Below are 10,582 nucleotides of genomic sequence, written 5' to 3'. Positions count from 1 at the left end.
ATCCGCATTTCTTACTTAACTCAGATCTATTTAAGCATTTTTCAACATTTCTGACAAAGCTGTTTTGCGTGTATCCAAAGCATTACGCTTGTTTATCCCATACTGAAAGTCATACTCCTTACCAATGATATGTACCTTACTTTCGGCTCGGGTTATGGCTGTATAAAGCCAACTGCGATCAAGCAACAAGCTTCGCTCCAGCAGTACGATTACATTTTCAGCTTGCGAGCCTTGCAACTTATGTAGCGTTAGTGCGTAAGCCAGATCTATGTATTCGAATAGCTGCCAATCGACCTTTAAAGATCTTTTGCTTCCATCCTCGCCAATATCCTCTAGCTCAATAACACAAGCATACTCTTCGGTTGCTTCAGCGATTTTTATCACGCCCAAAGTGCCATTTTGAACATCGTATTTATAGCTTGTCAGGGTTATAACTATTGGGTCGCCTTCTCTGAACTCATAGTTTCCTTTAGTGATCGGCATATTTGTTAGATCAAGTACTCGACCATAAGGGTTCACCTCTGCTTGTAACTTGAGGTTAGCATTTCTTACGGTGGCATTCGTCGATGCTACAATCATCGCCCTGTCGTATTTCAAATACACAGACACAGCGTCCTGAAGCAGGTCATCACTTGATTCATGGAACGTAATATCAGACGTCGTTAAAGAAGATGGCTTATTGCCATTACGTATGTCATTCGAATACGCAGGAATAGAACTAATAGCGCCTTGTCGCTTAACCACATCTAGTTCGACATGATTGATTACCCCACTCTTAATAACATCATGCAAAATTAACCCTGCATTGATCGGAGGTAACTGATTAGGATCTCCCACGAGTACGATTCTTGACTTGTCGGAGAACAAAGTCACCAAACGCCACATAGTGTAAGCGTCTAGCATCGACGCTTCATCAATCAGTAAAACACTGTTATCTGGAATACTATCTTGACGTAATAATCGCGCTATCGTCATACAATTAATGCCAATAGACTGCTGAAGGCGTCTAGCTGCTTTTCCTGAAAGCGCTACTGGATAAATACTAAAACCTAATTTTTGATAGGCATCAACGATAAGCTTCGTGGTTGTCGTTTTACCTGTGCCAGCACCACCAGTGAGAGCAAAAATATGGCTGACTAATGCCCTCCTTACCGCTCTTGCTTGAGCTTCCTCAAGTTTCCAACCTTCAGGGATAGAAGTAGTGAACGCAACCTCTAGTTCACTTCGCCAAAGGCTTCCCATCTTACTGAGTTTACTGAATCGTTTGGCTATTGTTTTTTCAAAAATATAGTTGCCTGATGCGTAGTATTTGTCATCGTGTTTTACAAAACCGATGATGTCGCCAGTTAACTGTTTAGCCCTTTCAATAAGTAACTTGTCGTTATTTAAGTAGGTGCGAATCGTATGTTCTATATCACGCCAAAGTGCTACCGTATGCCCTTTGTCACTCCATAGACGCAAAGATTGTTCAATTATAGCTGCAAGCCTTATTTCATCACTTGGTTCAACTTTGAAGTGCTTTTGTGCGATCTCGTCAACCTTGCTAAATCTCATACCCAAAGAGAACAAGCGGTACGGATTCGTTTTCAAAAATCCAATTGCATCCTTACCTGACAACCTAAAAAGTTGACGTTGAATAGGTTCTTCTACCTCCCACTCAACTAACTGGCTCGCATACTTGAGATTGGCATATTTTCTAATACCTTGATAAAGCGCATTTACCGTCCCATCACTCCTCAAAACATCCTTGATCGCTTGAAAGTTACTTATTGATTTATCATGTTTATATGGTTCATCTTTTTCGCATTCGAGCATGGTGAAAATGTCACTACGGAATTCAGCCCAGAGTAATTGGGCTTTCACCCTGCCAATACCGACAAACTCTTTCTCAGAGCTTAAAAAGTTAACGAAACCAATACCATTGTCAGGCATCACACACTTAAGTTTGGGTTGCATGAAACGCCACACTTCCACATAGCCACCCACACGAACTGGTTGTTGTCGCACACTATAGTTATTCTCTTTTAATATCTCCCATTGCTGCCCTACTTGCGGTTTCATATTTAGCTGGTTTTGAGTAGTTAGTAATACGATTCTGTGTGCTCCAGCGTTTTGATTAACAAACACAGCACCTAACTGAACATTATCAGGATGATATTGATATATCTGGGTAATCCGAACCAAGAAAGTACCGTTACTCATTTCCAAAGCCCCATTTCAATGAGAACTTCTTTAAACTCAGATAACCTAGCGACTTCGGCGGTAAGTTTTGCATTCTCAGCTTGTAACCGAGCATTGAACCGCTTTAAGTCACGAACCTTGATGCTATCTGTTATACCCTCGTCCATATTGCCCTGGAACACTCCCCTGATTTCAGCGCTCTGTTCTTCCAGTGGCAAATTCTCTTTCCGTTTTTGATACACCTCCTCTGTTGCAAGCTCTTTCTTAAGCTCATCAAATAGTTCGAAGAGTTTTTTGTTTCTAGATGCTTTGAATGCAGACGAATCAAAACCAAGTTCATCTGCGATCTTTTTGGGACTTAAAGTATCGCCATGCCAGTAATCCAGCCAATTCGGAGGGTTCTTGGCCTTCATTTCATCAACCCACGCAATGAAGAGATTTCTATTTCTTTGTCCTTTCTCTTTGCTCAACTGGTCTTCTCCTAGATTCTATTTTCGCCAATTCCCAAATCCCGACATTTCAAAAAATTAAAGACTCTATTTAAACAGACTCTCTTGTTCCAAATCTGGTGCCGCATTTAGATATCTGTTGAGCGTTGGCCTAGAAATATTGAAGTGCTTAGCCACATCAGATTTTTGTACTGAGGGATCTTGTAGCATCGATTTCGCTAGCTTAATTTGCTTACCTGTGAGTTTTTGCTTCCTGCCACCTTTTCTGCCTCGCGCTCTTGCAGCTTTAAGTCCCGCCTTGGTTCTTTCCACGATAATATCTCGCTCAAACTCAGCTATAGCTCCAATCACGTTAAACACTAGCTTCCCTGTAGATGTTGTTGTATCAATGTTTTCGGACAATGATTTAAACTGAACTCCGTAGCTCTTAAACATCTCAAGCAAAGTAATAAGATCCTTAAGGCTGCGTCCAAGCCTATCGAGTTTATAAACGACAACTATGTCATCCTGACGCAGGGAATCTAGTAATCTAGTGAGTTCAGGGCGCTCTTTGGTCTTAGCTGAAGCCTTTTCTATAAAGATTTTTTCACAGCCAGATTTGGTTAGTTCATCAATCTGATAATCACAGTTTTGATCTGTAGTGCTTACTCTCGCATATCCAATTATCATGAAACACTTCCATACGTTTATGTTACATAGTTTAGTTTACGAGTTTTGTTACGAAAAATAGAAGGATATTCATTAAAAAAAGATGAGAAAGGAGATGTAACACAAACCTTCGTTTTATTTACATCAAAAAACGGAAAGAACTACACGGTACTTGAAACACTTTTCAAAGGGTAAAATTGTTGCCCATGACGATCTCGAACTTCGTAAACAACGCTATTGGTCGAGATTCCATTCCCCTCACATCCAGATAAGCAAAGCCCTTAGATGAAAGAGCTTCGAAAGCATCAGTAACATCCTTGATACTGCGCCCACTCATTTCAGCAAGTTCATCAAGACTGTTTGGCTTCTCGCGAGCAATCAAATTCAACAGTTCAACATTTTCGTTAGACAACAGTTGTGAAAGCGCAGCCAGTGACTCAAACAAAAATTGAGGGTAAGGTTCTTCAGACGTCACTTTTCCTTCTGCAATACGAACCATACGCTTACGAGCAAGCTCTTCTGATAGAATACCGATTTTTGCTTTCATACCATCCACACTCCTAATAGTCGCCATCTAAATCGACTAAATAATCGCCGACGATCACATCTAATTCTTTTTTCATTTCTTGGGAAGGAGCAATCAACAGAAGTGGTTCTTACACGAAGTTTCTGTTAGACCACGGATCTTTTCTTTTTCGCGCTTCATTGCTGGCTACTCCCGTTTTTTATTGACGCAATCACTTTTAATAAATCGGTCGTGATTGCTGGGCATTTGTCGTTCATAAAAACCGTTACTTCATCTCCAAATTTCATCGTTACGATTCCATTCTTATCGACACTTAACAGAGCGAAAGACTGCCTCAAATCAAGAGTCGTGTTACTTCCATTGGTCGTGGTTTCAGCCATATTTCCCCTCACTGCTAACGAGTATGTTTACAACATGGGCAACAATTGTTACCCCAGATGTTTACTTAATTGTTCTGTTTAACTTTTCAACGATTTCAGTGGCATGTTGAAATATTGCGTCCTTTACTAACGCGAACTCCTGTCCAGGGAATCTTTTGTCTATAGAGCTAAGTGCGCTACTAAATTGAGCGAGAAAGGTAGAGACGATTTCATGGCAGTTCGCATTGCTGATACCGAACTGAGCAGCTGTCTGCTCTATATGGCGTAAGCAAATTTTGTTGATATGGTATTTGTATCCTCGTGATGCTTTCAGTCCCATAGCTAGCTTTAACTTTCGCTTATTTAACCCAGAGGCACCGACGGCAGGATAAGCTGATAGCAAATCGTAGAACGGAGCGAGCTGATAGTATCCGCCAGGAGCAATATGCACGGAAAAGTTCTTGAGATGACCGTCAGTGGCACCAAGGAGACACTGCAACACCATGAACTTAAAAAAGTCATGATTGTTCGCCTTTCTTTCTGCTGAGAGACACAAAACATCAACAATTTTGGAGACTCCGAGGTTGTTCTCCGATTGATATTTTTGATGTTCAGGGACACCAAAAATCTGGCAGAAATCTTCTTGGTGCCTACGAGACACAACTCCGTCAACAAAACATCGGTCGAACCTTTCCACAACAAGGGCTTTCGCTCCTGATTCTGTCGTTATTATCTCTATATCGGGAACACTGAAACCAAGCTCCTTAGCAATTTGATTGCAGATGAATTCATTCTCAACACTGCTGCTCATATCTAGTACTGAGTTGCTTTGCACAATCGCATCCATCGGATATTTGATAATGTGGCTACTGATTGATTTCTCTTGAGGTACGTACCATTTACCGTTCAACCTAGTTAGCGTTGTTTTTCGTTGAGTGCCTGAAATACAAGGTCGATATTCCCCAAAAAAAGGAAGAAATGACTTACGCTGAGTAACGAGTTCATTTAATTCGCTTGCCGAGATCTCTCGATATTCCCACCCTATATTTGGTGCCTGCCTGCTCTCAGTAAATGAAATGCCGCCCGTGCTATCATGACCAATCTTGGAGAGTAAATTGAATGCATCGTTGGATTGCACACCTACCGAGTGAGCAAGGCTTAATCGTTCTTCTTTCAAGTCAGGAAGCAGGTTGTGAATGAAATTCAGTGCATTAAATGATGAGCATTCTCCCTTTACGAGCGGTAGGCTTAACGAGATCGGGAAAGCTGAATCATATGCTAACCACTCATCAGAGTATGAGAATGACCAGTAGGTCTTCGACTGTTGGACAAACTGCCCCACGAGCATGTTGTTTGTGGCATGAGCGTAAAGTATAGGATTGTGCAAGTTAACTCCCACTTTCTACTGGGTGGGTTGTGTTTTTGTAGAAGGTAATTGCGTTTTCTACTGCCAGCATTTCGGCTTTGAGATCCAATCTACGATTGTCATACTCGGATATATACTCATCTAAACACGTCCGAAGTTCTGAGTGTTGAGTACACAACTGAGTGAAATGCTTCCATGTCCTTTTATGAAGAGAATAGGACTCTGACAGCTCTGACTGTTTATCTTGCAAAATCGTCAACAGGCTTTCTTTCTTGAGAGAAAGGTAGTTGGAGTCCTCACTATAGTTGTCGTAATCCACGACCTCCCAGTCGATATGGTTAAACATAAAACCTTTGGAAAATTCTTCATCACCATGCTTATCGAAACCGCATGAGAGGACTGCGCCGATAAGCGACATTTCCTTCAATTTTATTTCGACGTATTCATCCGATAAGTATTCTTTTTCATCACAGTCTATTGGAAAGGACGTTAAGTCATTAGCAGAGAAATGTTCATTGTAATAAATGGCGAGAAATAACTCTTTTCTGATTTTTATCTTCATGTGTTCAAAAACGGCCTTTACTGTCAATTTTGAGGATTATAGTCCGTGGATTTATATGCCGCAACTGTGTGATTGTTCAGCAAATTAATTTCATAAATAAAAAAACATGAACAAGAACCTTGCAGCGCTTGTGGGCAAACGCATTACAAAAATGAGGAAATCTAAAGGGTTAACTCAAGATAAACTCGCGTTGCTCGCAGAGATAGATAGAAGTTATGTGGGACGCATTGAGCGCGGTGAAGTCAATATCACGGTTGAGAAGTTGTATCAGATTGCGGAGACTTTGAGTTGTGATGCCAAAGAGCTTCTTCCCTAAAACACGGTTAATTTTCATCAACCACGGTCCCCTAAACGAAGAGAGGGCATTAGTTGAATTGGTCTGAATGCAATCTGTCAGTTTCGTTACCCGATGTGACTAGAACTGACAGGTTGCGCTAAATTGGTTCTGTCCCATTTCGATTTAGACTGCGTATCCATCATATCTAGTGTGTACAATTTGAAGTAATTTTTCTAATCAGTGCAATGTTCAAAGAAGCTTGGTCGATTCAGCCATACATCTACATAGTGACCCAACCGATTGCATATATTGAGAAGTAAGTAGATATTTTTGGCTTGTCGATTTGTGAATAAAATTAAATACTTGTAAAGTTTAGGGAAAAACCACGAGGATGTTAGGGTGGATGAAGCTATAAACTGGGTCTGCGAAAACTTCGATGTTTTGTTCTCTGGCTTAGGTGTTTACGTTGTTAGCCTAATCGTAGCGGCTATTGTCGCAGTTATAGGTTATTTCTTCTTTAGGTCAAAAGCATCTTCCAACAATGTAACAATGAGCAATATTCGCGCTGGCGGCGATGTTGTTGGTAGGGACAAAAAAGGGTCATAAGTGTCGGTACTGGATTCAAATAAAGCCTCTTTCGACAACGTTAATGCTGGACGTAGTGTCGCTGGACGAGATGTTCATGATCACTCAACCCACATAACATATAATCACGCAGCTCCAGTTATGTATCGTCAAGATCATAGGCTGCGAGAGCTTGTTGAAGAGCATGAACAAGAAATTCAGAAAGATGAACAGTACAAAGAGTTTTCTAGTCAGCTCAATAACTTTCTGGAACGAAAAGTCGAAGGTAAGCTTCGAGATCTAGGGCAAAAGCTCACCGATGGTAACAGAGATTTTCTCTTGGATTACGCTATGGATGTCAAAGAGCGTGTATCGAAGAAGATAATGCAGTTCTCGCATTACAAATCGGCTCAGGAACTCTACACATATATCCTCACTAATATCAGAACCACGTTTCTCCACGAGATTTCACCACGCATTAAATCTGGCGACTTTAAAGTCTACCAAATCAATGATTTAGTCGAAGAAAAAATCATCCAACCTGTCTTGGAAAGTGTTCATGGGTGCAGCCTCAATATTGACAAAGATGAGCTGTACGGACTACTGTACATACTTACAGGTAACTGCTATATAGAGTGGGATTAAAAGTGATTATTTATCATCCAAGAAACGATCTTTACCACTGTATGTTTAGGTTTATCAGCATAGCAAGTATGCAAGATTTAGAGGATTTTGACTCGGTAAGACTGCGTATTTACGATTTGTTTTACCTATTTCCACACCTTGTAAAAGATATTGAGTTTCCAAGAACTAAAGGAATCGCTGAGTTGAAGCGTAGCTTTGGCTCAATAAATCAACCATACGAAGTTCTACCAGATAAGAAACGACTATTTTCAGAGATGGGCGACTACCATATACAGGCACTTCAAATACTAAAAGCAAAGGGTATTTTTGAGGAAGAAAACGGTAACTTGCGGATCTCAGAGGGGTTCTATAGCCCGTCTATTCAAAAGCTGATTAACGATAACTCTAATGAGTCTACGGAGCTTTTTTGCAAGCTATTCCAAACCCTAAATGCGATTGAGGTTGTTGGTGAAAGTGGACTTAAGAAAAGAACAGGCTTAATGGAATACAGATATGACGCAGTATAAACCTTTCTTATTAGTCAAAAGACTAGTCATTACCAAAGGCAAAAGTATTGCCTATGATGAAAAGTTCACGGCTGGTGTGAATATTATCAGAGGCGTAAACAGTTCTGGTAAGTCTACGATCTCAGACTTTATATTCTACGGCCTTGGCGGTGATTTAACTAAGCTTAAGAATGAAGCGAAGCAGTGTAGCTTCGTTTTTGTCGAAGCTTCTCTAAGCGGCAAGGTATTCACCCTAAAGCGGGAAATCGCGGAGGGTGGAAGGAAAGGGATGGATATATTTAGCGGAGACTATGAATCAGCATACGTTGCATCTGTTACTGATTGGATTCGTTACCCTTATAACGCCAATACAAAAGAAAGTTTTTATCAAGCCTTGTTCAAAGAGCTTGGTATGCCGTATTCAAAGTCGGATGACAAGAACAGTATTACAATGCATCAGTTACTTAGAATGCTCTATGTTGATCAGATGACGTCACCAGATCGACTATTCAAGTTTGATAAGTTCGATTCACCAAACAAGCGTCAAGCTATCGGGGAGCTATTGATCGGCTTGTCAGATTTTGAACTCTATGAAAAACGGGTCAGATTACAGAGCTTGAAACTAGCCTTGGAAAATCGAATTAAAGAGATTAAAACCATACACTCATTTTTGGGTGGTACGATAAAATCTGTTAGTGAAATAAATGGTGAGATTGAAGAAAAGCGTAAAGAGATTGATGCGCTGGAGCTAGAGGTTGAATCGTTTTCTAGTCCATCGGAAGATGGTTGTACAGAAGATGAAGTACTTAAAAATTTGATTGTAGAGGTTCAGGAGGCAAGAGGAAAGTACACAGCAAGCCAACAAGAAATAGCTAAAACGTCTTTTGAAATCAATGATTCTCAGATGTTTATTGAGTCTTTAAGCCGTAGAGTTAAGGCTCTTAAAGAAACCCAAGATACTATCAACGCTTTATCTGACGTTGCATTTAATCACTGCCCAGCTTGCCAAACAGAGGTCCAAGCAAGACCTACAGGTTGTTCTTTGTGTGGTGCAACAAAACCTGAATCTGAGAATAATATCGACCCTACATTTAAAGTGAGAAAAGAAATAGAGTTCCAGATTGCCGAGTCAATTCTTCTGATAGAGAAAAAACAAATAAGGCTTGATGAGCAGAAGGTTGAATCGAACCAGCTTGAAACTAAGTTAGGCGAGTTGGAACGAGACCTTGAGATCATCCGCAAACCTCAAAGAGCGGTGAATATACAGCTAAGGCAAAAGCTCAGTGAAATAGGTGGTTTACGCAATGAAATCAGAACACTGAACAATAGTAAGAAAGAGTTCGCTAAACTCTATGGATTATATGATGAGCGAGATACGTTGCAGACAGACTTCAATACGCTGAATGATGAAATCACTAGATTGACGCAGCGAATGGAAAATGAGCTTAAAGCGAAGAAGAGAAAGCTATCAGAAGCAACGTTAAGTATTCTTAAAGCTGACGCTGGACATGAAGAAATATTCGTTGATGGTAGCAAAGTCGAGTTCGACTTTGCAGAAGATCGAGTGACCATTGATGATAGAGCCTTGTTTTCTGCTAGTTCGATGGTTTATCTAAAGAACGCATTTAGATTGGCTATGCTTAAGTGCTCATGTGAAGACTCTTCTTATTTGTACCCTCGCTTCTTACTTATGGACAATATTGAAGATAAGGGGATGGAAGAAGAACGAAGCCAACTTTTCCAGCGTGAGATCGTGAAACTATCCAACTCTCTAGATGTAGAGCACCAAATCATTTTCACTACATCTATGATTGATAGCGACCTTAATCACAGTGAATATTGTGTAGGTGATTTCTACAATATGCATAATAAGACTTTAAAAGTATGACTCTCTTGTAGCCCAACTTACAAAGAGATAATTTTTAAATTGTCTCTTTGTTGTTTTTAAGCCCTGCAACGGTATGTTTTCATTATCCCGCCTAATCCTTACAGCGCTATTTTACTTAAACACCCTAACTAGTTTTTGCCCCTTTTATTGTTAAGATTAACTATCCTGCGTGCACAATTTGTCTGTTTGTTGACCTAATTTATCTAATATCTCATTATGTGTTTAGTTGATCATTGTTCTATCTATTGACTAAAAGGCTGCTTTTCGATCATTGATGCTCCAAAAAGGATAACTAAATGAAGAAATTTCTAATTAGTGGCTTGGTTTGTAGTTTATTGGCTGGTTGTGGAAGTGTTGCTCCAGTCGAGCAAATAAAAAATTCGAAATGGAAGACATACAATCACAAAACTACATATGCAGTAAAAGAGGTTAGTAACAAAGTTGTTTATCTGACGGTTAAGTACAGTTCATATACGTTTTTAGATAAATCGGCAGAAATGGTTCCAACCGCGAAAACTGTCTTCGATAAACTTGCTCACCAACTCGCGAAAGAACGTGACTACGTGGGTGTGCGTATTTCGGTGATTGCGATCGCTCGTTTCGGTTTATTCCGATCACTTGATCCTGCCGTT

13 protein-coding genes are annotated in these 10,582 nt (G+C 40.2%); 6 read left to right on the top strand and 7 right to left on the bottom strand.

Annotated features, from left to right (window positions below; all coding sequences use genetic code 11):
• Positions 1-30: 30 nt before the first annotated feature.
• The 7 genes from QQK21_RS04575 to QQK21_RS04545 form a co-directional block, all read right to left on the bottom strand.
• The gene (locus tag QQK21_RS04575) at positions 31-2,202 is read right to left on the bottom strand and encodes an ATP-dependent DNA helicase (protein ID WP_284191019.1); all 2,172 of its coding nucleotides are present in this window, start codon (positions 2,200-2,202) and stop codon (positions 31-33) included.
• Positions 2,199-2,651: an ABC-F family ATPase gene (locus QQK21_RS04570; RefSeq protein WP_284191018.1), complete on the bottom strand. Its 453-nt coding sequence runs from the start codon at positions 2,649-2,651 to the stop codon at positions 2,199-2,201. Before QQK21_RS04570 ends, QQK21_RS04575 begins: the two co-directional genes overlap by 4 nt.
• A gap of 66 nt (positions 2,652-2,717) precedes the next feature.
• The gene (locus QQK21_RS04565) at positions 2,718-3,299 is read right to left on the bottom strand and encodes a recombinase family protein (RefSeq protein ID WP_284191017.1); all 582 of its coding nucleotides are present in this window, start codon (positions 3,297-3,299) and stop codon (positions 2,718-2,720) included.
• 163 nt (positions 3,300-3,462) lie between these two features.
• Positions 3,463-3,825 (bottom strand): HVO_A0114 family putative DNA-binding protein, encoded by a 363-nt coding sequence (locus tag QQK21_RS04560; protein WP_206625955.1) that lies wholly within the window; start codon positions 3,823-3,825, stop codon positions 3,463-3,465.
• 155 nt (positions 3,826-3,980) lie between these two features.
• A complete protein-coding gene (locus QQK21_RS04555) occupies positions 3,981-4,184 on the bottom strand; it encodes a hypothetical protein (protein WP_206625956.1) in 204 nt (67 codons plus the stop codon).
• Between the two features lie 61 nt (positions 4,185-4,245).
• Complete coding sequence (locus QQK21_RS04550) at positions 4,246-5,550, bottom strand: HipA domain-containing protein (protein WP_284191016.1); 1,305 nt, start codon at positions 5,548-5,550, stop codon at positions 4,246-4,248.
• 1 nt (position 5,551) lies between these two features.
• Positions 5,552-6,091 carry a hypothetical protein gene (locus tag QQK21_RS04545; protein ID WP_284191015.1) on the bottom strand — a complete coding sequence of 180 codons (540 nt, stop codon included), beginning with the start codon at positions 6,089-6,091 and terminating at the stop codon, positions 5,552-5,554.
• A gap of 106 nt (positions 6,092-6,197) precedes the next feature.
• On the opposite strand from QQK21_RS04545, the gene QQK21_RS04540 reads away from it, so the two are divergent.
• The 6 genes from QQK21_RS04540 to QQK21_RS04515 all read left to right on the top strand — a co-directional run.
• Positions 6,198-6,407: a helix-turn-helix domain-containing protein gene (locus QQK21_RS04540; RefSeq protein ID WP_284191014.1), complete on the top strand. Its 210-nt coding sequence runs from the start codon at positions 6,198-6,200 to the stop codon at positions 6,405-6,407.
• A gap of 360 nt (positions 6,408-6,767) precedes the next feature.
• A complete protein-coding gene (locus QQK21_RS04535; RefSeq protein ID WP_039452775.1) occupies positions 6,768-6,974 on the top strand; it encodes a hypothetical protein in 207 nt (68 codons plus the stop codon).
• Positions 6,975-7,577, top strand: coding sequence for an ABC-three component system protein (locus QQK21_RS04530; RefSeq protein ID WP_039452776.1), 603 nt, complete (start codon positions 6,975-6,977; stop codon positions 7,575-7,577).
• Positions 7,578-7,618: 41 nt separating this feature from the next.
• Positions 7,619-8,083 carry an ABC-three component system middle component 5 gene (locus tag QQK21_RS04525; RefSeq protein ID WP_488803715.1) on the top strand — a complete coding sequence of 155 codons (465 nt, stop codon included), beginning with the start codon at positions 7,619-7,621 and terminating at the stop codon, positions 8,081-8,083.
• A complete protein-coding gene (locus QQK21_RS04520; RefSeq protein WP_284191013.1) occupies positions 8,070-9,950 on the top strand; it encodes an AAA family ATPase in 1,881 nt (626 codons plus the stop codon). The genes QQK21_RS04525 and QQK21_RS04520 overlap by 14 nt, the downstream gene beginning before the upstream one ends.
• Positions 9,951-10,246: 296 nt before the next feature.
• On the top strand, positions 10,247-10,582 hold a 336-nt coding region (locus tag QQK21_RS04515; protein ID WP_284191012.1), incomplete at its 3' end, for a hypothetical protein.

Source organism: Vibrio zhanjiangensis (assembly GCF_030161235.1).
Lineage (GTDB): Bacteria > Pseudomonadota > Gammaproteobacteria > Enterobacterales > Vibrionaceae > Vibrio > Vibrio zhanjiangensis.
Note: the sequence above shows the minus strand (reverse complement) of the source record. Positions and strands in the feature narration are given on the sequence as shown.

Coding starts and splice junctions, on each gene's coding strand:
- QQK21_RS04560 (WP_206625955.1), bottom strand. CDS start 3,825: ATGAAAGCAAAAATCGGTATTCTATCAGAAGAGCTTGCTCGTAAGCGT.
- QQK21_RS04565 (WP_284191017.1), bottom strand. CDS start 3,299: ATGATAATTGGATATGCGAGAGTAAGCACTACAGATCAAAACTGTGAT.
- QQK21_RS04575 (WP_284191019.1), bottom strand. CDS start 2,202: ATGAGTAACGGTACTTTCTTGGTTCGGATTACCCAGATATATCAATAT.
- QQK21_RS04540 (WP_284191014.1), top strand. CDS start 6,198: ATGAACAAGAACCTTGCAGCGCTTGTGGGCAAACGCATTACAAAAATG.
- QQK21_RS04545 (WP_284191015.1), bottom strand. CDS start 6,091: ATGAAGATAAAAATCAGAAAAGAGTTATTTCTCGCCATTTATTACAAT.
- QQK21_RS04520 (WP_284191013.1), top strand. CDS start 8,070: ATGACGCAGTATAAACCTTTCTTATTAGTCAAAAGACTAGTCATTACC.
- QQK21_RS04525 (WP_488803715.1), top strand. CDS start 7,619: ATGTTTAGGTTTATCAGCATAGCAAGTATGCAAGATTTAGAGGATTTT.
- QQK21_RS04555 (WP_206625956.1), bottom strand. CDS start 4,184: ATGGCTGAAACCACGACCAATGGAAGTAACACGACTCTTGATTTGAGG.